At 64.3% G+C, this 19,501-nt stretch carries 21 protein-coding genes; 4 read left to right on the forward strand and 17 right to left on the reverse strand.

The annotated features are described in order from the left end of the window. Positions 1-72: 72 nt before the first annotated feature. The 8 genes from ACN5W5_RS18510 to ACN5W5_RS18545 all read right to left on the reverse strand — a co-directional run bounded on the left by ACN5W5_RS18510 (position 73) and on the right by ACN5W5_RS18545 (position 7,562). The gene (locus tag ACN5W5_RS18510; protein ID WP_420049933.1) at positions 73-825 is read right to left on the reverse strand and encodes a GNAT family N-acetyltransferase; all 753 of its coding nucleotides are present in this window, start codon (positions 823-825) and stop codon (positions 73-75) included. A 14-nt stretch (positions 826-839) separates the two neighbouring features. Further along, a complete protein-coding gene (gene moaE, locus ACN5W5_RS18515; protein ID WP_290966480.1) occupies positions 840-1,313 on the reverse strand; it encodes a molybdopterin synthase catalytic subunit MoaE in 474 nt (157 codons plus the stop codon). Between the two features lie 2 nt (positions 1,314-1,315). Further along, positions 1,316-1,567, reverse strand: a complete 252-nt coding sequence (moaD, locus tag ACN5W5_RS18520; RefSeq protein ID WP_420049934.1) for a molybdopterin converting factor subunit 1 — start codon at positions 1,565-1,567, stop codon at positions 1,316-1,318. A gap of 11 nt (positions 1,568-1,578) precedes the next feature. Next, complete coding sequence (gene glp / locus ACN5W5_RS18525) at positions 1,579-2,859, reverse strand: gephyrin-like molybdotransferase Glp (RefSeq protein WP_420049935.1); 1,281 nt, start codon at positions 2,857-2,859, stop codon at positions 1,579-1,581. Between the two features lie 35 nt (positions 2,860-2,894). After that, positions 2,895-3,467 carry a molybdopterin-guanine dinucleotide biosynthesis protein B gene (mobB, locus tag ACN5W5_RS18530; RefSeq protein WP_420049985.1) on the reverse strand — a complete coding sequence of 191 codons (573 nt, stop codon included), beginning with the start codon at positions 3,465-3,467 and terminating at the stop codon, positions 2,895-2,897. After that, on the reverse strand, positions 3,451-4,893 hold the full coding sequence (gene thrC, locus ACN5W5_RS18535) for a threonine synthase (RefSeq protein WP_420049936.1): 1,443 nt from the start codon (positions 4,891-4,893) through the stop codon (positions 3,451-3,453). The genes mobB and thrC overlap by 17 nt, the downstream gene beginning before the upstream one ends. Position 4,894: 1 nt before the next feature. After that, a complete protein-coding gene (locus tag ACN5W5_RS18540) occupies positions 4,895-6,217 on the reverse strand; it encodes a homoserine dehydrogenase (protein WP_420049937.1) in 1,323 nt (440 codons plus the stop codon). A gap of 64 nt (positions 6,218-6,281) precedes the next feature. After that, complete coding sequence (locus ACN5W5_RS18545; protein ID WP_420049938.1) at positions 6,282-7,562, reverse strand: pyridoxal phosphate-dependent aminotransferase; 1,281 nt, start codon at positions 7,560-7,562, stop codon at positions 6,282-6,284. A 158-nt stretch (positions 7,563-7,720) separates the two neighbouring features. Here ACN5W5_RS18545 and ACN5W5_RS18550 point away from each other — a divergent pair, with 158 nt between their 5' ends. The 3 genes from ACN5W5_RS18550 (at position 7,721) to ACN5W5_RS18560 (ending at position 10,730) form a co-directional block, all read left to right on the forward strand. Continuing rightward, positions 7,721-8,101, forward strand: coding sequence for an Mth938-like domain-containing protein (locus ACN5W5_RS18550; protein WP_420049939.1), 381 nt, complete (start codon positions 7,721-7,723; stop codon positions 8,099-8,101). A gap of 178 nt (positions 8,102-8,279) precedes the next feature. Then, positions 8,280-8,756 carry a peroxiredoxin gene (locus tag ACN5W5_RS18555; RefSeq protein ID WP_177139781.1) on the forward strand — a complete coding sequence of 159 codons (477 nt, stop codon included), beginning with the start codon at positions 8,280-8,282 and terminating at the stop codon, positions 8,754-8,756. 183 nt (positions 8,757-8,939) lie between these two features. Then, complete coding sequence (locus ACN5W5_RS18560; protein WP_420049940.1) at positions 8,940-10,730, forward strand: PhoH family protein; 1,791 nt, start codon at positions 8,940-8,942, stop codon at positions 10,728-10,730. A 70-nt stretch (positions 10,731-10,800) separates the two neighbouring features. Here the strand turns inward: ACN5W5_RS18560 and dnaB are convergent, their stop codons facing one another. From dnaB to ACN5W5_RS18605, 9 genes are all read right to left on the reverse strand, one after another. After that, positions 10,801-12,231: a replicative DNA helicase gene (dnaB, locus tag ACN5W5_RS18565; protein WP_420049941.1), complete on the reverse strand. Its 1,431-nt coding sequence runs from the start codon at positions 12,229-12,231 to the stop codon at positions 10,801-10,803. Between the two features lie 213 nt (positions 12,232-12,444). After that, complete coding sequence (rplI, locus tag ACN5W5_RS18570) at positions 12,445-12,897, reverse strand: 50S ribosomal protein L9 (protein ID WP_420049942.1); 453 nt, start codon at positions 12,895-12,897, stop codon at positions 12,445-12,447. A 13-nt stretch (positions 12,898-12,910) separates the two neighbouring features. Continuing rightward, positions 12,911-13,192: a 30S ribosomal protein S18 gene (gene rpsR, locus ACN5W5_RS18575; RefSeq protein WP_177139773.1), complete on the reverse strand. Its 282-nt coding sequence runs from the start codon at positions 13,190-13,192 to the stop codon at positions 12,911-12,913. Between the two features lie 12 nt (positions 13,193-13,204). Next, the gene (priB, locus tag ACN5W5_RS18580) at positions 13,205-13,477 is read right to left on the reverse strand and encodes a primosomal replication protein N (protein ID WP_177139770.1); all 273 of its coding nucleotides are present in this window, start codon (positions 13,475-13,477) and stop codon (positions 13,205-13,207) included. A gap of 38 nt (positions 13,478-13,515) precedes the next feature. Further along, positions 13,516-13,905, reverse strand: coding sequence for a 30S ribosomal protein S6 (gene rpsF, locus ACN5W5_RS18585; protein ID WP_177139768.1), 390 nt, complete (start codon positions 13,903-13,905; stop codon positions 13,516-13,518). Between the two features lie 146 nt (positions 13,906-14,051). Beyond that, entirely contained in the window at positions 14,052-16,160 is a 2,109-nt protein-coding gene (locus ACN5W5_RS18590) for a sodium:solute symporter family protein (RefSeq protein ID WP_420049943.1), read from the reverse strand. 3 nt (positions 16,161-16,163) lie between these two features. Then, the gene (locus ACN5W5_RS18595) at positions 16,164-16,424 is read right to left on the reverse strand and encodes a DUF4212 domain-containing protein (RefSeq protein WP_420049986.1); all 261 of its coding nucleotides are present in this window, start codon (positions 16,422-16,424) and stop codon (positions 16,164-16,166) included. A gap of 26 nt (positions 16,425-16,450) precedes the next feature. Beyond that, positions 16,451-17,014: a tetratricopeptide repeat protein gene (locus ACN5W5_RS18600; RefSeq protein WP_420049944.1), complete on the reverse strand. Its 564-nt coding sequence runs from the start codon at positions 17,012-17,014 to the stop codon at positions 16,451-16,453. An 8-nt stretch (positions 17,015-17,022) separates the two neighbouring features. Further along, positions 17,023-17,319: a hypothetical protein gene (locus ACN5W5_RS18605; protein WP_420049945.1), complete on the reverse strand. Its 297-nt coding sequence runs from the start codon at positions 17,317-17,319 to the stop codon at positions 17,023-17,025. Positions 17,320-17,487: 168 nt separating this feature from the next. Between ACN5W5_RS18605 and ACN5W5_RS18610 the strand changes: the two genes are divergently transcribed. Next, the gene (locus tag ACN5W5_RS18610) at positions 17,488-19,344 is read left to right on the forward strand and encodes a putative nucleotidyltransferase substrate binding domain-containing protein (RefSeq protein WP_420049946.1); all 1,857 of its coding nucleotides are present in this window, start codon (positions 17,488-17,490) and stop codon (positions 19,342-19,344) included. Positions 19,345-19,501 lie beyond the last annotated feature (157 nt).

Here is a 19,501-nt window from a genome sequence, read left to right on the forward strand (position 1 = left end):
CGCGTGCACCACATCGTCTTGACGCAGATCAGCCGATCCCCGCCCTCTGGGGGCCGTCTGGACCGGCGCCGCTCAGCGGCGCCAGTAGGCGTAGGTCCAGGCGGTGTTCAGACCCAGCCGGCGGTACAGCGCGAGTGCCGGCCCGTTGTCCGAGACGACCTGGAGAAACACCCGGTGAATCCCGCGGCGCAAGGCCTCTTCGGCCATGGCCTGCAACACCCGCCCGGCCAGGCCCCGGCCCCGGTGCGAGGCGACGGTGCGCATGCCGTGCACGCTGAGCCAGCCGTGCCCATAGGCCGCGGCGCCACAGGCCACCGTCTGCCCGTCTTCGCGCAGGCTGGCAAACAGCGTCCCGGTGGCCCGGCTCAGCGAGCGGGCACGGCTCGCACCATCCACCGGGTCCAGGCCTTCGCCCAGGAACATCGCCATCCAGGCGGCGTCGGGCGTGTCCGCAAGGTCCGCCACCGGCCCGGTCTGCGCCATCCGCAGGTCCTGTACACGGCCACACTGCGTCAGCGTCGGCTGGGCGCGCGCGAAGCCCCGCGCTTGCAGCCCCCGGTACAGGGCTTCGAAGGCCGGTCCATCGGGCAGGCGGAAGGCCGGCACGAAACCCTGGTCGGCGTAGCGTTCGAGGATGTCGTCGAGCACCGCCGGGTCGGCCGCGGCATGGCTCAGAGGGACAGCACTGCGGGCACGGCCCACGGTGCCGCTGTCCATGGGCAGCAACCAGCCGGGCAGCGACTCCACGCGCTCGGGCGACACGGCATCGAGCGTGGCGCGCTCGATGGCCTCGATATCGGCGTCGGAAAGGATCGTGGGCGCCATGTCAGCAGGGGCGGTCAGGCGTTCTGACTCTGGATGCCCCACTTGGCCAGCGCCGCGTCGTCGCTGACCCGCGCATCCACCCAGCGTGCACCCTCCGGCGTCTGTTCTTTCTTCCAGAACGGCGCCTGGGTCTTGAGGTAGTCCATCAGGAACTCGCAGGCCTGGAAGCTCTCGCCCCGGTGCGCGGAGGTCACGGCGACCAGCACGATCTGGTCCAGCGGCTGCAGCAGGCCGACGCGGTGAATCACGCGCGCGGCGTAGATGTCGAAGCGTTTGAACGCCTCGTCGATCATGGCTTCTATGCTCTTCTCGGTCATGCCCGGGTAGTGCTCCAGCTCCATGGTGCTGATGCTCTGGCCATCGTTGCGGTCACGGACCGTGCCAACGAAGGTGCAGATGGCACCCACGCGCTTGTCCTGCTCGCGCAGCCGGGCGACCTCGGTGCTGAGGTCGAAGTCCTGGGTCTGGATGCTGACGCGGGCGTTCATGCTCAGCCTCCGGTCACGGGCGGGAAAAAGGCCACTTCCGCGCCTTCGCTGAGCGCGGCGGCTTCGTCGGTCATGGTCTGGTTGAGCGACACACGCACCGCCCGGCCACGCGCCAGCGCCTCGGCGTAGGCACCACCTCGCGCAATCAGCTCGTCGCGCAGGACAGCCAGCGTGCCGGCCGCCGTGTCCAGCGACTCGCTGCCGGTGCCGACAGCTTCGCGAATGGAGGCGAAATAGCGCAGTTGAATCTTCACGGGATAGGCTTTCAGAGCAGCAGGTCGGCAAAAGACAGATAGGACACCAGATCGCCCCGGGCGATGGTGCTGCCCGCGGGGTTGTCGACCAGACCATCGCCCCAGACAGCGGACGTCAACACGCCCGAGCTCTGGTTGGGAAACAGGTCCAGGCCGCCGTCGGCGTTGCGGCGCACGCGCAGGAACTCGCGGCGCCTATCGGCACGTGTCAGGTCGAAGTGGGCGGGCAACTTCACTGGCTGCAAGCCAGGCACTTCGGCTCCCTGCAGCCGCAGCAGGAAGGGCCGCACCAGCAGCAGGAAGGTGACGAAACTGGACACCGGGTTGCCCGGCAGGCCAATAAAGTGGCAGGGCTGCGCCGCGTCGGCCCCGGCCCCCGCATCACGCCGCACCGTGCCATACGCGAAAGGTTTGCCCGGCTTCATGGCGATCTGCCACAGGTCAAGGCTGCCCAGCTGCTGAACGGACGGCTTGATGTGGTCTTCTTCGCCCACCGAGACGCCGCCGCTGGTGAGGATCAGGTCGTGGTGGTCGGCCGCGGTCTTGAGCGCGGCCAGTGTCAGGTCGCGCTTGTCCGGCACGATGCCCAGGTCGCTCACTTCGCAGCCCAGGCGCTGCAGCAGCGTGCGCAGGAAAAAGCGGTTGGAGTTGTAGATCGCCCCGGGCTTCATGTCCTGGGGAGCCACCTCGCCCGGCATCACGAGTTCGTCGCCGGTGGAAAACAGGGCCACGCGCGGACGCACCATCACCGGCAGCTGGGCGCAGCCGATGCTGGCCGCCAGCCCCAGACTGGCCGGGGAAAGCCGCGTACCGCGCGGCAAGACCACCGCCCCACGCGTCACGTCTTCGCCGGCGCGACGCACCCACTGGCCAGAGGTCGGCACGGCGTCGATGTGCACCGCATGCAGATCGCCCCCGACCTCGCGGGTGTCCTCCTGCATCACCACCGCGTCGGCTCCCGAGGGCATGGGCGCACCCGTGAAGATGCGCGCGCACGTGCCGGGGTGCAGCAGCTCGGCCGCATGACCGGCCGCGATGCGCTGCGACACCGTCAGCACCACGCCTTTTTCGGTCACGTCGGCCGTGTTGACGGCATATCCGTCCATGGACGAGTTGTCCTGCGGCGGCACCTGCAGTCCGGAGATCAGATCGCTGGCCAGCACGCGGCCATCGGCCTCGAACGCGGCCACCGTCTCGATCCGGGACAACGGAACGACCCGCTCGAGCAAGTCGGTCAACGCAGCGTCCAGCGCCATCAAGGGAGCCCGTGCGGGCGGTACAGAAGCGTTCATGGCGTCAGGGTCGGTGGATGGGCATGTCCGCCGGGTCAGATGTAGGCCTCGGGAACATAGTCAAAACGATCTTCATTGTCGAGCAGCCAGCCGGCCACGGCAGCGGCGTCGTTCAAATTCAGCACCGGGCGCAGGGTGGTCTGCGGCAACTGATCCGCGCTGTCGGTGGCGATGGCTGCGACAAAGGGATCGTCCGGGTACAGCACGGGCTTGCCGGTGGCCGCACGCCAGACCTCGACCTTGAGCAGGTTGCTGTCGCGGTAGCCCTCGACCAGCACCCAGTCCACACCCGGATGCAGCGTGCGAATCACGTCGTGCACCGTCAACTCCAGTGGCCGCTCGAATTCGCGCATCAGCACCATGCGCTGCGGCGACGCGGCCACCACCTCGTAGGCGCCGGCCTCGCGATGGCGCCAGGTGTCTTTGCCCGGGTGGTCAATTTCAAAACCATGGTGCACATGTTTGACCACCGAGACCCGCAGGCCCCGCTGACGCAGGACTGGGATCAGCTGCTCAACCAGCGTGGTCTTGCCCGCACCGGAAAAGCCTGCAAAGCCGACGACTTTCATGCCCGCTGCCGACGCCCGGGCATCACGCCGCGGGGCAATGCTGGACGATGTAGCGCTGCACCGCCGATGTGTCGGCCGGCATCACCTGCACGCGCTTGGGCAGGGCTTCGATGCCGTCGAACTTCGCCGGACGATCAGGCTGGCGCCCCAGGGCTTCGACGATGGTCTCGGCGAACTTGATGGGCAAGGCGGTTTCCAGCACGATCATCGGCGCCGCCGCATTCAAATGCTCGCGCGCGACCTTCACGCCGTCGGCGGTGTGGGTGTCGATCATCACGCCGAAGCGATCGAAGGTGTCCTTGATGGTGGCCAGGCGGTCGGCGTGTGTGCTCTTGCCGCTGACAAACCCGTAGTGGCTGGCGGCTTCGGCGAAAACCGGGTCGGCGCCCAGATCAAAACGGCCTTCCTTGTTCAATGCCTCGCCAAACAGCGCCTTGACGCGCGCGCCGTCGCGGCCCAGCAGATCGAACACGAAACGCTCGAAATTGCTGGCCTTGGAAATGTCCATCGACGGGCTGGAGGTCTCGTGCGTGTCGGCACTGGCGCGCACGCGGTAGACGCCGGTGCGAAAGAACTCGTCGAGCACGTCGTTTTCGTTGGTCGCCACCACCAGCGTCTGGATCGGCAGGCCCATCTGACGTGCCACATGGCCGGCGCAGACGTTGCCGAAGTTGCCGCTGGGCACGGTGAAATTGACCTTCTGGTCGTCGCCCGTGGTCGCCTGGAAATAGCCGGCGAAGTAGTAAACAACCTGCGCCAGCAGGCGCGCCCAGTTGATCGAGTTGACGGTGCCGATCTTGTACTGGCGCTTGAAAGCCAGGTCGTTCGACACGTTCTTGACGATGTCCTGGCAATCGTCGAACACGCCTTCGATCGCAATGTTGTGGATGTTCTGATCCATCAGGCTGAACATCTGCGCCTGCTGGAACGGGCTCATGCGGCCGTGCGGACTCAGCATGAAGACGCGCACGCCCTGCTTGCCCCGCATCGCGTACTCAGCCGCGCTGCCGGTATCGCCCGAGGTGGCGCCGAGGATGTTCAGCTCTTCGCCGCGGCGCGCCAGCTCGTACTCGAACAGGTTGCCCAGCAATTGCATGGCCATGTCCTTGAACGCCAGCGTCGGGCCGTTGGACAGGGCTTCGAGGTAGAAGCCATCTTCCAGTTGCTTCAGTGGCACGATGGCCGCGGTGCCATACACCGCTTCGGTGTAGGTCTTGTCGCACAGCGCCTTCAGGTCGGCCGCAGGGATGTCGTCGATGTAGAGCGACAGCACCTCAAACGCCAGCGCGGCGTAACCACCGGCCGCACCGCCGTTGAACACCGAGCGCCAGCGCGCCAGTGTGGCGGCTTCCACCTGCGGGTAGCGCTCGGGCAAATACAGACCGCCATCGGGGGCCAGCCCCTCAAGCAGGATTTCGCAGAAGTGTTTGCGGTCCGGGTGGCCACGGGTGGAGAGGTACAGCATCTCAGTTCAGTTCTTCTTTTCGAATCCGCGTGATGGGTGCGAGCACGCTCGGCAGCGCCTGCATCTGCGCGAGCACGTCGTTCATGGCGCCTTCACGGATGTCGTGCGTGAGGATGATCAGATCGGTCTGGGTCGAGCCTTCGCCGCCCACTTCATCGGCCTCGCGCTGCAGCACCGCGTCGATGCTGATGCCGGCGTTGGCCAGCAGGCCCGTCACCTGGGCCAGCACGCCGGCTTCATCGGCCACGCGCAGGCGCAGGTAATAACTCGTCACCACCTCGCTCATGGGCAACACCGCCAGGTCGCTCATGGCGTCGGGCTGGAACGCCAGGTGCGGCACGCGGTGCAGCGGGTCGGCGGTGTGCAGGCGGGTGATGTCCACCAGATCGGCGATCACGGCCGAGGCGGTGGGTTCACTGCCTGCGCCCTTGCCGTAGTACAGCGTGGTGCCCACGGCATCGCCCTGTACCACCACGGCGTTCATCGCACCTTCGACGTTGGCGATCAGCCGCTTGGACGGCACCAGGCTCGGGTGCACGCGCAACTCAATGCCCTTGGCCGTGCGCTTGGTGATGCCCAGCAGCTTGATGCGGTAGCCCAGCTGTTCGGCGTATTTGATGTCGGTGGCGCCCAGCTTCGTGATGCCCTCCACGTAAGCCTTGTCGAACTGCACCGGGATGCCGAAGGCGATCGCGCTCATCAACGTGACCTTGTGCGCCGCGTCCACACCCTCGATGTCGAAGGTCGGATCGGCTTCGGCGTAGCCCAGGCGCTGCGCCTCCTTGAGCACGACGTCGAAGTCCAGGCCCTTGTCGCGCATCTCGGACAGGATGAAGTTGGTCGTGCCGTTGATGATGCCGGCGATCCACTGGATGCTGTTGGCGGTGAGGCCTTCGCGCAGCGCCTTGATGATGGGAATGCCACCAGCCACGGCCGCTTCAAACGCCACCATCACGCCCTTGGCCGACGCAGCAGCGAAGATCTCGGTGCCGTGCACGGCCAGCAGCGCCTTGTTGGCGGTGACCACGTGTTTGCCGGCCGCAATGGCTTCCATCACCAGTGCCTTGGCGATGCCGTAGCCGCCGATCAACTCGATCACGATGTCGATCTCGGGATTGGCGATCACGGCGCGCGCGTCGTTCACCACCTTCACGTCCGGGCCGACGATGCTCTGCGCACGCGCCACATCAAGGTCGGCCACCATGGTGATCTCAATGCCACGGCCAGCGCGGCGCTTGATTTCTTCCTGGTTGCGCTGCAGCACGTTGAACGTGCCGCTGCCCACGGTGCCTATGCCCAGCAGGCCTACTTGGATCGGTTTCATCGTTGTTAACTCTCGACTTCAAAAATATCGGTGCCAGGCCATGCCATCGCCCGGGGCACCCAGTTTAGGGAACGGCCAGACTGGCGGTGTTGCCCATTGCGGGGGCGATTGATGCGTGCACGGGCGCGTGGCGCTTGCGCCAGCCTTCGAAGAACTTGGCCACGCGACCAATGGCTTCGCGCAGATCGTCCTCGTGCGGCAGGAAAACGATGCGGAAGTGCTGGTTGTCCGGGTAATTGAAGCCCGAGCCCTGCACCAGCATCACACGGGTTTCCTGCAGCAGCTCCAGGAACAGCTGCTGGTCGTCTTCAACCGGGTACATCGCCGGGTCAAGGCGCGGGAACATGTAGAGCGCCGCCGTCGGCTTGACACAGCTGACGCCCGGAATGGCGGTGATCAGTTCGTAGGCCAGGTCGCGCTGGCGGCGCAACCGACCACCTTCACACACCAGATCGTTGATGCTCTGGTAGCCACCGAGCGCGGTCTGGATCGCCCACTGGCCCGGCACGTTGGCGCACAGGCGCATGTTCGAGAGCATGTTCAGGCCCTCGATGTAGTCCCGGGCCGGCTTCTTGTCGCCCGAGACGATCATCCAGCCCGCCCGGTAACCGCAGGAGCGGTAGCTCTTGGACAGGGAGTTGAAGGTCAGGGTCAGCACGTCTTCCGACAGGCTGCCCAGCGCCGTGTGTTTCACGCCGTCGTAGAGCACCTTGTCGTACACCTCGTCGGCGAAGATCACCAGACCGTGCTCGCGCGCGATCGCCACGATCGCCAGGAGCAGTTCGTCGGAATACAGTGCGCCGGTCGGGTTGTTGGGGTTGATCACCACGATGCCCTTGGTGGCCGGTGTGATCTTGCGGCGGATGTCGTCCAGGTCGGGCATCCAGCCATTCGACTCGTCGCACATGTAGTGCACCGGCGTGCCACCCGAGAGGCTGACCGCCGCCGTCCACAGCGGGTAGTCGGGCGATGGCAGCAGCAGCTCGTCGCCATCGTCGAGCAAGGCGTTGGTGGCCATCACGATCAGCTCGCTGGCGCCGTTGCCGAGGTAGATGTCATCCAGCGTCACGCCCTTGACGCCCTGTTTCTGCGTCTCGTGCATCACCGCCTTGCGCGCCGCAAAAATGCCCTTGCTGTCCGAGTACCCCGCCGAGTTCGGCAGGTTGCGGATCATGTCCTGCTGGATTTCCTCAGGGGCATCAAAACCAAACACCGCCAGGTTGCCGATGTTCAGGCGGATGATCTTGTGGCCCTCTTCTTCCATCTGGCGCGCGGCGTCCATGATGGGACCGCGAATGTCGTAGCAGACGTTGGCGAGCTTGGCGGATTTCTGGATGGTTTTCAAAGTCCCTCCCGCTTGGGGGCCGTAGAAAGAGGTGGAGAGCCGGGCTATGGCGCTGGGCGCTATATTACGGTGCGTCTTGTAGGGAAAACCTGCAATTTGACCACAGTTCTTCACCGTATCCGTGCACGCTCCGCCCCATTCCTGCGCCCGACTTCCCCATGAAACTGCACGCTGACAAGCCCGATCTGCACACCATCAACGCTTACGGCGATGGATGGATCGCGATCAACGGTCAGCGCCACACGCAAAGCCTCATCCTCGCGTCGTCCGGGGAGTTGCTGCCTTGGGCCTGCGAGCGGTTCGAAGACCTCAAGCCCGCGCATTTCGAGCAACTGCTGAGCTGCTCACCTGTGAAGCCCGAGCTGGTGGTGTTTGGCAGTGGCCCGCGCCTGCGGTTCGTGCGTCCAGGCATGCTGGAGTGCCTGATCAACCAGCGCATCGGCGTAGAAACCATGGACACCCTGGCGGCCTGCCGCACCTACAACATCCTCGCGGGCGAAGGCCGGCGGGTGCTGGCCGCCCTGCTGATTGGCACCTGAATACCCAGGTACCGAGCGGTCCATTCGGGTCCATTCTCGGCCCGGCACCCCTGTTCAGGGTAAAATACCGGATTGTTTCCTGCTTTGACAGCCATTGGGTGCACGCCGCCCGTGGCCTGCTCGATGCACCCGGGAAGCCAACGAATCACCACCAACTTACGTCAGGGGTCCACGCAGTATGGCAGTCGTTGTCAACAAACCCATTCCCGAATTTGAAGCCCTGGCCACCAGCGGCATCAAAGTCAGCAACCAGACTCACCTCGGCCAGACCGTCGTGCTGTATTTTTACCCGAAAGACAACACGCCCGGCTGCACCACCGAGGCCATGCAATTCCGCGACAAGTACAAAGACTTCGTCAAGGCTGGCGCCCATGTTTTCGGCGTCTCGCGCGACAACATGAAGTCCCACGATGACTTCAAAACCAAACTTGAGTTGCCGTTCGAACTGATCGCCGACACAGAAGAAAAGATGTGCCACATGTTCGGCGTGGTCAAGAACAAGATCATGTACGGCAAGAAGGTCAAGGGCATCGAACGCAGCACCTTCCTCATTGGCGCCGATGGTGTGCTCAAGCAGGAATGGCGTGGCCTGAAAGTGCCGGGCCATGTCGAAGATGTGCTGAAAGCCGTCAAGACCCTGAAAAAGGCCGTCTGAACTTAACCACACCGCCGGTGGCGGCGGAATTTGCCCGTCACAGGGCTCGTGCATAATGGGTTCATGACATTGGGAAGACCCTTCGCCCGCCCTTCTTTCTCTGCCCTATGCAGCCCAAAAAGCCGCCCGGTCTTCCCGGCGGCTTTTTGCTTTCCGGCCCAGCGCTGAACCACCAAGCCTTCCATGCCACTGCCTCCAGCCCCCTCCAAACGCGCCGCCCTGCTTGCCTCCGATGCCTACAGCCTCAGGGCATCTGAAGAGTTGATCAACTTTTCTCCGGAACCCGAGCGCGTGGTCACCCCCTTGCGTGCCGCTCCTGCGGCACCCGCCAGCGAGGCACCGACTGCAAAAGCCGGTGCGCGGTCCCGTGGCCGTGAGCGAAAGCCCGAATTGGCCCCGGTGCCATCCCAACCCGCCGCGCGGGCGCCCGCTCCCGCCACCCCGGCTGCAGAGCGCCAACCGGTCGAATTCCGTGCGCCTCAGCCAACGGGCAAACCGCCGGTCGCCAGCGAGACCGTGTCGCGCGCTTCGCCCGTGGCCAGCAACCGCCGCGCAGGGCGCGCCAAATCCGGCGGGTCAACCGGACCGGCCCGCTTGTTCGTGCTGGACACCAACGTGCTGCTGCACGACCCGATGAGCCTGTTCCGCTTCGAGGAACACGACATCTTCCTGCCCATGATCGTGCTCGAAGAGCTCGACGGCCACAAGAAAGGCATGACGGAAGTCGCCCGCAACGGCCGCCAGACCAGCCGCACGCTCGATGCCCTGGTCGCGCAGCAAGGCGGCGACATGACACGCGGCCTCAAGCTCTCGGCCACCGGCCACCTGTCTGCACGCGGCTTGCTGTTTTTCCAGACCGAACCGCTGGACGCCCAGTTGCCTGCCAGCCTGCCCCAGGGCAAGGCCGACAACCAGATCCTGGGTGTTGTACACGCCCTGCGCGACAAGCACCCTCAGCGTGAAGTGATCCTGGTGTCCAAGGACATCAACATGCGGGTCAAGGCCCGTGCACTGGGTCTGGCCGCCGAGGACTACCAGAACGACAAGACCCTGGATGACGGTGAACTGCTCTACGCCGGTGCCTTGGCCCTGCCGCAGGACTTCTGGACCCGCCAGAGCAAGACGATCGAGAGCTGGGCCAGTGGCAGCCACACCTTCTACCGCGTCAGCGGTCCGGCGGTGAGCCAGTTCTACATCAACCAGTTTGTGTACTTCGAAGCGCCTGGCGAACCCTCGCTGTACGCCCGCGTGACCGAAATCCGGGACAAGACCGCGGTCCTCAAGACGCTCAAGGACTTCACGCACCTGAAAAATGCCGTCTGGGGCGTCACCAGCCGCAACCGTGAACAGAACTTCGCGCTCAACATCCTGATGGACCCCGAGGTCGATTTCGTCACCCTGGCCGGCACGGCCGGCACCGGCAAGACGCTGATGGCGCTGGCCAGCGGCCTGACCCAGGTGCTGGATGACCGCCGCTACACCGAAATCATCATGACCCGCGCCACGGTGAGCGTGGGTGAAGACATCGGCTTCCTGCCCGGCACCGAAGAAGAAAAGATGGGTCCCTGGATGGGCGCGCTCGACGACAACCTGGAATTCCTGGCCAAGGGCGATGGCGGCAATGCCGGCGAATGGGGCCGTGCCGCCACCAACGAGCTGATCCGAAGCCGCATCAAGGTCAAGAGCATGAACTTCATGCGCGGGCGCACCTTCATGAACAAGTACGTCATCATCGACGAGGCTCAGAACCTGACGCCCAAGCAGATGAAGACCCTGATCACGCGCGCCGGCCCCGGCACCAAGATCATCTGCATGGGCAACCTGGCGCAGATCGACACGCCTTACCTGACCGAAGGGTCGTCGGGCCTGACCTACGCGGTGGACCGCTTCAAGGGCTGGCCGCACGGCGGGCACATCACGCTCGCGCGCGGCGAACGTTCGCGACTGGCGGACTTTGCTTCCGAAGTGCTGTAACCGCCTGACACACAATAAAAAAAGCCCGACTTCGGTCGGGCTTTTTTTTATTGCGTTCAGCGAACCGGGATCAGAAATCCCCGCCGCCAGCGAGACTCTCAAAACGTGTGAGTGTGTTCAGGAAGGTCAGTTTGACGACGCCGGTGGGGCCGTTACGCTGCTTGCCGATGATGATCTCGGCCACGCCGGGTTCCTTGGACGTTTCGCGGTTGTAGTAGTCATCGCGGTAGATGAACATGATGATGTCCGCATCCTGCTCGATGGCACCGGATTCGCGCAGGTCGCTCATCATGGGGCGTTTGTCGGTGCGCTGCTCGACCGAGCGGTTGAGCTGGGAGAGCGCGATCACCGGACACTGCAGTTCCTTGGCCAGCATCTTCAGGCCCCGCGAGATTTCACCCAGCTCGGTCGCACGGTTGTCCCCCCCGGCTGCACCCGAGCCACTCATGAGCTGCAGGTAGTCGACCACGATCAGGCCGAGCTTGCCGCACTGGCGCGAGAGGCGCCGCGCGTTGGCGCGCAGTTCGCTGGGGGTCAGGCCCGGTGTCTCGTCGATGTGCAGCGACACGTTGCGCAGCTTCTCGATGGCTTCGGTGAGACGGGGCCATTCGTCGTCGGTCAGCTTGCCGGTGCGCAGGTGGCCCTGGTTGATGCGACCGATGGAACCGACGATACGCACCGCGAGCTGGGAGGCGCCCATTTCCATGGAGAACACGGCCACCGGCAGCCCCTCGTTCAAGGCCACGTGTTCGGCGATGTTGATGGCGAACGCCGTCTTGCCCATGGACGGACGAGCCGCCAGCACCACCAGATCCCCCGCCTGCAGGCCCGAGGTCATGCGATCCAGGTCGATGAAACCGGTGGGCACGCCCGTCACGTCCATCGGGTTGTCGGCCATTTCCTGCACGCGGTCCAGCAGATCGACCACGAGCGTGTCCATGCCCTGGAAGCCCTCCTTCATGCGCGAGCCTTCTTCACCGATCTTGAAGATCTTCTGCTCGGCTTCGTCCAGGATCTTGGCGACCTGCCGGCCTTGCGGATTGAAGGCCGCGGTGGCGATTTCATCGCTGGCGGCGACCAGTTTTCGCAGGATGGCGCGTTCGCGCACGATCTCGGCGTAACGGCGGATGTTGGCCGCGCTGGGCACGTATTGAGCCAGCGAGTTCAGGTAGGCCAGACCACCGGCCTCGTCGGCCTTGCCCAGGTTCTGCAGGTGCTCGAACACCGTGACCACGTCGGCCGGCTTGCTGGCATTGACCAGCGAGGCGATGGCGGAATACGTCAGGCGGTGTTCGTAGCGGTAGAAGTCGGAATCGTTGACCAGATCGGCCACGCGGTCCCAGGCGTGGTTGTCGAGCAGCAGGCCGCCCAGCACACTGGATTCGGCCTCGATGGAATGCGGTGGAACGCGCAACTGGGCGATCTGCCGGTCGGCACCGAAATCGACCTCGTCAAGACCGGCGTCAAATGAAGAAAGGGGACTGGAGAATGCGGAGGACATGGCTTTCCTGAAGGGCCTTCAATGGTACGTCGCGGCCGCCCGTGTGTCATGGGACAAACCTGTGGACAACCGGTGCAAAGGCGAAGGATTTCGTGGGACAAGTCGCTCCAGCCGATGGGCGGGACGCAGCGCCGGAAACAAAAAAGCCGCCAACCCGAAGGCGGCGGCTTCTGTTCCATCCTGGCAGTGAACTGCCTGGATGGATGCGGGCGATCAGGCGGTTTCGCCGAGCACCGAAACAGCGACGTCGATGGTGACGTCGGTGTGCAGGTTGACGCTCACGGTGTAGTCACCCGCATTCTTCAACGGACCGTTGGGCATGCGAACTTGCGACTTGACCACAGAGAAGCCTTGCTTGTTCAGCTCTTCGGACACGTCGTGGTTGGTGACGGAGCCAAACAGGCGACCGTCCACACCGGCTTTTTGCGACAGCTTGATGGTCACAGCAGCCAGCTTTTCACCCAGGGCCTGGGCTTCAGCCAGCTTGGTCGCCGCCACTTTTTCGAGTTCCGCACGGCGGGCTTCGAATTCGGCGATGGCATTTTGCGTGGCGCGGCGGGCACGGCCGGCCGGGATCAGGAAGTTGCGGGCGTAGCCGTCCTTGACCTTGACCACATCGCCCAGGGCGCCGAGATTGACAACTTTGTCGAGCAGGATGATTTGCATGTCAGGCTCTCTTTCAGACGCGGTGCTGGTCGCTGTAAGGCAGCATGGCCAGGAAGCGTGCGCGCTTGATGGCCGTGTTGACCTGGCGCTGGTAGAAGGCGCGGGTGCCGGTCAGGCGCGCGGGGATGATCTTGCCGTTTTCGGCGATGAAGTCACGCAGGACATCGATGTCCTTGTAGTCGACTTCTTCGACGTTCGCCACAGTGAAGCGGCAGAAGCGCTTGCGCTTGAACAGCAGCGATTGGGTGTTGCGCTTGGGGCGCTTGTCTTTGTTGAAACGTTTCGGTGCAGCCATGATGGGCCTTTCCTATGTCTTGCTGAAATCTTGGATATGAAACACGACGCCTTTGCCGTTGCGTGCATTCGCCAGAAAACCGTGAAACTCACAAACCGAATCAAGCCCCTGTCGGGACAGTGTTTCAGCCTGGGCTCCGAAGGCCACAGCCCTCAGTTGCAGTTTCACCAGTCGCGGGGTGTCCATTTCGGTGACCGTTGACTCGTGCTCCAGCACGAGGTTGACGGCCGGGATGCCTGCCGGTGTGTAGCGCAGGCTCTGAACCTGCACCACCACGGCGGACAATTGACACCGGTTGACCGCTGACGATGACACGCCCGGGATCAGGCGGCCTGGACTCGCTGTTCCTGGTTGCCGTGGGCGGGCTGTTGAAGCTTGCGGGCTTCTTCACGCTCGACCGACTTCATCATGCTCGAAGGGCCGGTTTCGGCTTTCTTCTTGAGCACGGTCAGGTGGCGCAGCACGGCGTCGTTGAACTTGAAGGCGTGCTCCAGTTCAGCCATCACAGCCTGATCGGCCTCGATGTTGACACACAGGTAGTGGGCTTTGGACAGCTTGTTGATCTGGTAAACCATCTGGCGACGGCCCCAATCTTCAACGCGGTGGATCTTGCCGCCGCCGGCCGTGATCATGCCCTTGTAGCGCTCCAGCATGGCTGGAACCTGTTCGCTTTGATCCGGATGGATCAGCAAAACGATTTCGTAATGACGCATAGACTCTCCTTTTGGATAAAAAAGCCGCCCCCAGCGTCTGTTTGGGGTGCAGCAAGGCAAGCCCGCGATTCTAGCAAAGATCCAGGCGGTCTGTAAAACGAACTGGCGAGATCAAACGGGCCGAAGCTGGGCAATGGCGCCGGCGCCTAGCGCCGGGGGTAGCGAACGTGCTCCACCAGATCCTGCACATCGCGACTCGGCGGCGGCGTGACCAGACTCACCAGAATGATCACGACGAAGCCCAGGGGCACACCAAACACGCCGGCAGAAATCGGCAGGATGCCGAACCAGAGCTCCACCGGCGAGGTGACCCCGAACACATCGCGCAACCACGGCTGCGTGGTCACCATGTAGTAGAAGGTGACGCCCAGACCCGCGATCATGCCCAGGGCCGCGGCGATGCCGGTGGCACGTTTCCAGAAAATGCCCAGGACAAGTGCGGGAAAGAACGCCGCCGCCGCGAATGAAAACGCGGCAGAGACGAGGAACAGGATGTCCGCCGGCTTCTGCGCCGCCACATACGCCGCCACCAGGGCCACCATGAGCAGCAGCACCTTGGAGATGGTGACCCGGCGCGCGGTGGACGCGTTGGGATCGATCATCTTGTAGTAAAGGTCGTGAGACAGCGCGTTGGCAATCGTCAGCAACAGCCCGTCGGCGGTGGACAGCGCTGCGGCCAGGCCGCCAGCGGCCACCAGACCGGAGATCACATAGGGCAAGCCGCCAATCTCTGCGGTGGCCAGCACGATGATGTCGCCACCGATGGACATTTCATTGAGCTGCAACAGCCCGTCCTTGTTGATGTCGGTCACCGACAGCAGCGAAGGATCGACCTTGTTCCAGGCGGACACCCACTGGGGCAACTGGTCAAACGGCGTGCCGATCAGCACGTGGAACACCTCGAATTTCACCAGCACGGCCAGCGCCGGTGCGGTGAAGTACAGCAGGAAGATGAAAAACAGCGACCAGGTCACCGATTGCCGGGCCTCCTTCACGCTGGGCACGGTGTAGTAGCGCATCAGGATGTGGGGCAGCGCTGCGGTGCCCACCATGAGGCAGAAGATCAGCGCCAGGAAGTTGCGGCGCGATTCGTCGTAGGTCTTTCGGTCCTCGGCGTTGCCATCGGGGTCCCCGGCAAACTGGGCTGCGTGCGCTGGCATGCCGTTGAGCGGCAATGACTTGGCGTCGGCTTCGACCTTGGCGCGGGTCCAGGTGACCCGGGCCGAAGCGGCATCCCTTGGCAAGGCCGACAAGGCTTTTTCGGCGACCGATATCTGTGACGACGGCGCATTCGCCGAGCGCAATTCGGCGAGCTTCGCTTCAGCAGCCGCTTTGGCCCCCACCAGGGCGACCGCGGGGTTTTCCAGCTTGGCGGCGAGTTCGATCGAACGGGCTTTGTAGATCTCGCGCACCTCCAGCTCTTTGGGATCGTTCGCGAGCAGCTTTTCCTTGGCCGTCACCTTTTCAAGCTGAAACCCGTAAATGGCCTGGGGCACCGGAACCCCCGTCTGTTTGACCGACAGCCACACCACCGGCAGCATGTAGGCCACGATCAGCACAATGTATTGCGCCACCTGGGTCCAGGTCACGGCACGCATGCCGCCCAGGAAGGAGCACACCAGGATACCGCCCAGTCCGAGGAATATCCCGAGCTCGAAAGCCACACCGGTCAGGCGCGAGGTGATCAGACCCACGCCCGATATCTGGGCCACCACATAGGTGAAGGAACACAGGATGGCCGCAGCAATCCCGAGCAGGCGCGGCAGGTTGCCGCCATAGCGCTCGCCGAGGAAATCCGGGATGGTGAATTGACCGAACTTGCGAAGATACGGCGCCAGCAGCAGGGCCACCAGGCAATAGCCGCCGGTCCAGCCCATGATGAAAGCCAAGCCGCTGTAGCCTGTGAGGTACAGGGTGCCGGCCATGCCGATGAACGACGCGGCCGACATCCAGTCCGCGCCAGTGGCCATGCCGTTGTAGACGGCGGGCACCCGTCGGCCGGCGACGTAGTATTCGGTGGCGTCGGTCGTGCGGCTCATGATGCCGATGCCCGCGTAGAGACCGATCGTGGCGAGCAGGAAGATGAAGCCGATCCAGTCGCGCGGCAGACCCATCTGCTCCGCCACGGCCAGGCTGACCACAAAAAAGGCGAACCCGCCGGTGTACCAGAGGTACACCTTGTCGAGCTGCCGCCTGAACGCCTTGTTGGCGGCGATGTCGGCGGCACTGCGCCGGGATTCGGGTCGACCTGTCATGGTCTATGGCCCGTCCTCATCCACCCCATGCTGGATGTCGAGCCGGCCCATGTACCAGGCGTAGAACCCGATGATGAGGCAGTACACCACCAGGGCGCCCTGCGCGCCCACCCAGAAGCTGAAGGGCCAGCCGAAGAAATTGAAGTTCAGATCGCGGGCGAAGTAGCTCACCACGAAAGTCACCACAAACCAGATCGCCAGCAAGACGGCCGTGATGTTCAGGTTTTTCCGCCAGTAGCGGCGGTGGTTCTCGGTGGGGTCCATGTGATCCATTGGGTTCTTCGCTGGTGTCAGGCCCGGACGGCCCCCAGACCGGTTTCGCGCTCCAGCTGGGCCGCCACACGCGGCTCGAACCCGCGCAGGTGGAGAATGATTTTTTCGGCCTCATCGGGCTCCTGCCGCTCCACCTGCACCCGGGCCATCTGGTACCACCCATAAGGGCTCATGGGCTGCAGTTCGGTGTTCTTGCGCAGCGTCTGCAGGGCTTCATCCAGGCGCTGCTGGGCAATGAGGCTGAGCGACAGGCCGTACCACGCCCGGTCCAGCCGGGGATCGATGGCGATCGCACGGCGGAACGCCGCCTCGGACGCGGCCAGCAGGCCCAGCGATTCGCACACATAGCCCAGATTGAACCAGCCGTCCGCCCGCTCAGGGTGCAGCCGGACCAGCCGCTCCAGCATGCGCTGCGCGGCTGCTGGGTCGCCCAGGCTGGCGTGAAGGTGTGCGCCCGTGGCAAGTGAAAACGCGTCGGCGGGATGGGCCTCAAGGCGACGCAAGATCCGCGCAAGCGCCAGCCGCTCCAGTCCGAACATCAGCAGCAGCCGGACCCGACCGCGTTCCAGCGTGGCGGTCATGCGCCCGGTCATCGACACAGCTGCACCCCAATCTCAAGGCAATGGGCAATCTTGGCCGCGGTGGCCGCTAGCCAGACAAAGCCCAGGATCAGGAAAGCCACCAGCGGCCGATGGCGTTCGAGCACCACCCGGGGCGCCACCCATCCCGCCAGTTGAACAAACGGTCGGGCTATCTGTTGCAGCAGCTGGTAGAAGAAGTTCTGTGCACGGCGCTGGCCCGCCAGCAAGCCCAACACCCATTGCCCGAACAACGCCAGCAGGGCGATTTCAGCGACGAGTTTGACGGCAGAGAGGAAGATCAACATGCAAGGCTCAGGACACGGTGGGGCCATTCTGGATTTCGAGCTTACCAAGTTCTTACAGAAGCGCCGACATCGCGTCTGACACAGGTCAAACGCCAACAGGGTATACCCGCGATACCCCCGTCTCCCGGGGTGTAGCATGTTCAGCAAGCATCCCAACAGGTCCAGGACATGAGCGCATCCGCCAGCAAAAACCCCTCCCTCACCGCCGCCATCCGGGACCACCGGGTGTTCGGCCGCTTGCCCGCCAATGCCCAGGCCTCGTTGGCCAACGCCTTGACGGTTCAGGGGTACGAGGCCGGTGTTCGCCTGGCCGATGGCGAAACGTTCACGGCCCATCTGTACTGGCTCATGGACGGCGCCGTGGAGTTGCAGGATGCCGATGACCAAGTGCTGCTCACCCTGCAGGCGGGTGAGTTCTTTGGCCTGGACCTGGGCGGTGACCTGATGGCCTGCGCGGCGGTGGCCCTGAGCGCCTGCCGTGTCGCGCACCTCGACCACGCCACCCTGAATGCCTTGCGCCTGGAAGCCCCTGCCCTCTCCTATTTCCTGCCCCAGGGTAGCCGCCTCCCACGCAACGCCCTGGCCAGCGCCGGCACCGAGACCGACCCCGCGCTCAACCTGATGACCACCCCGGTGCGCGCGCTGATCAAACGCGCGCCCATCACCCTGCCCCCGCAAACCAGCATCCGCGAGGCGGCGCAGGTCATGAGTGAAAAGCGCGTGTCCTCGGTGCTCATCGTGGAGCAGGACCACCTCTTTGGCCTGATCACCGACCGCGACCTGCGCAACCGCGTGATCGCCGCCGGCATGGACACCTCGCGTTCGATCATGGACATCGCCACGCTCGCGCCCATGACCATCGACGTGCAGAACCCGGCCTTTGATGCCTTGCTGCTCATGGCCCGCCACAACATCCACCACGTGCCCGTGCTCGACGGCCAGCGTATCGTCGGCATGATCACCGCCACCGACCTGACCGAGCAGCACAGCACCTCGGCCGTGTACCTGGCGGGTGACATCTACAAGCAAGGCAGCGTCGAAGGCCTGCAGCAGGCCAGCACCAAGATCAAGCGCCTGCAGCAGAGCTTGGCCTCGGCACAGGCATCGGCCTACAGCACCGGCCACATCATCACCGCCATCACCGACGCCATCACCAGCCGGCTGCTGCAGCTCGGTGAAGCCCGCTTCGGCCCGGCGCCGGTGGACTACGTGTGGGTGGCCGCCGGCTCCCAGGCGCGCAGCGAACAGACCGCCAAGTCGGACCAGGACAACTGCATGGTGCTGGACGACAGCTACGACGAAGCGCAACACGGCGCCTACTTCAAGGCCCTGGCCCAGTTCGTCTGCGATGGGCTGGACGCCTGCGGTTACGTCTACTGCCCCGGCGAGATGATGGCCATGACCGACACCTGGCGCCAGCCGCGCCGGCGCTGGGTCGAGTACTTCGCGCGCTGGACCGGTCAGCCCGATCCGAAAGCACTGATGCTCACCTGTGTGTTCTTCGACCTGCGCGCGGTGCACGGCAACAGCCAGTTGCTCGACGGACTGCGCCGCGATGTGCTCGAACGCACCAGGGGCAACAGCATCTTTCTGGCCCTCATGGTGGGCAACGCGCTCACGCACCAACCACCGCTGGGCATGTTCAAGGGCATCTCCAGCATCCGCAGTGGTGAGCACAAGGGCACCATCGACCTCAAGCACACCGGTGTGGTGCCCATCGTCGATCTGGCCCGCGTGTACGCGCTGGCCGGCGGCGACGATGCCGTGAACACCCACGACCGGCTGCTGAGCGCCGCAGCGGGCGGGGCCATCAGCGAACAGAGCGCCCGCGACCTGCGCGATGCGCTGGAGTTTCTGGCGTTCACCCGCATCCAGCACCAGGCGCGCCAGATCGCCGCCGGTCTGGCTCCCGACAACTACCTGAATCCGGACGACGTCTCGAACTTCGAACGCACCCAGCTCAAGGATGCATTCACCGTGGTCCAGTCACTGCAAAGCGTGCTGGGCCAGCGCTACAAGATGTGATACCCCCCGCGCCGGCCTGCGGCCGTCACCCCCCAGGGGGCGGCACTGGCGGCCCGGCAAAGCCGGTTCCGCGGTGCCTTGGGATCAACGCCCCTTCACGCAGGCATTGCCTCTCCGGAGCGCGTGCCCTGACCCAGGATACGGTGGAACCGGCTTT

Origin of the sequence: Hydrogenophaga sp. ZJX-1, assembly GCF_048590325.1 — a bacterium.
Lineage (GTDB): Bacteria > Pseudomonadota > Gammaproteobacteria > Burkholderiales > Burkholderiaceae_C > Hydrogenophaga.

Coding starts and splice junctions, on each gene's coding strand:
- ACN5W5_RS18510 (WP_420049933.1), bottom strand. CDS start 825: ATGGCGCCCACGATCCTTTCCGACGCCGATATCGAGGCCATCGAGCGC.
- moaE (WP_290966480.1), bottom strand. CDS start 1,313: ATGAACGCCCGCGTCAGCATCCAGACCCAGGACTTCGACCTCAGCACC.
- glp (WP_420049935.1), bottom strand. CDS start 2,859: ATGAACGCTTCTGTACCGCCCGCACGGGCTCCCTTGATGGCGCTGGAC.
- thrC (WP_420049936.1), bottom strand. CDS start 4,893: ATGCTGTACCTCTCCACCCGTGGCCACCCGGACCGCAAACACTTCTGC.
- ACN5W5_RS18540 (WP_420049937.1), bottom strand. CDS start 6,217: ATGAAACCGATCCAAGTAGGCCTGCTGGGCATAGGCACCGTGGGCAGC.
- ACN5W5_RS18550 (WP_420049939.1), top strand. CDS start 7,721: ATGAAACTGCACGCTGACAAGCCCGATCTGCACACCATCAACGCTTAC.
- ACN5W5_RS18555 (WP_177139781.1), top strand. CDS start 8,280: ATGGCAGTCGTTGTCAACAAACCCATTCCCGAATTTGAAGCCCTGGCC.
- ACN5W5_RS18560 (WP_420049940.1), top strand. CDS start 8,940: ATGCCACTGCCTCCAGCCCCCTCCAAACGCGCCGCCCTGCTTGCCTCC.
- dnaB (WP_420049941.1), bottom strand. CDS start 12,231: ATGTCCTCCGCATTCTCCAGTCCCCTTTCTTCATTTGACGCCGGTCTT.
- rplI (WP_420049942.1), bottom strand. CDS start 12,897: ATGCAAATCATCCTGCTCGACAAAGTTGTCAATCTCGGCGCCCTGGGC.
- rpsR (WP_177139773.1), bottom strand. CDS start 13,192: ATGGCTGCACCGAAACGTTTCAACAAAGACAAGCGCCCCAAGCGCAAC.
- rpsF (WP_177139768.1), bottom strand. CDS start 13,905: ATGCGTCATTACGAAATCGTTTTGCTGATCCATCCGGATCAAAGCGAA.
- ACN5W5_RS18590 (WP_420049943.1), bottom strand. CDS start 16,160: ATGACAGGTCGACCCGAATCCCGGCGCAGTGCCGCCGACATCGCCGCC.
- ACN5W5_RS18595 (WP_420049986.1), bottom strand. CDS start 16,424: ATGGACCCCACCGAGAACCACCGCCGCTACTGGCGGAAAAACCTGAAC.
- ACN5W5_RS18600 (WP_420049944.1), bottom strand. CDS start 17,014: ATGACCGCCACGCTGGAACGCGGTCGGGTCCGGCTGCTGCTGATGTTC.
- ACN5W5_RS18605 (WP_420049945.1), bottom strand. CDS start 17,319: ATGTTGATCTTCCTCTCTGCCGTCAAACTCGTCGCTGAAATCGCCCTG.
- ACN5W5_RS18610 (WP_420049946.1), top strand. CDS start 17,488: ATGAGCGCATCCGCCAGCAAAAACCCCTCCCTCACCGCCGCCATCCGG.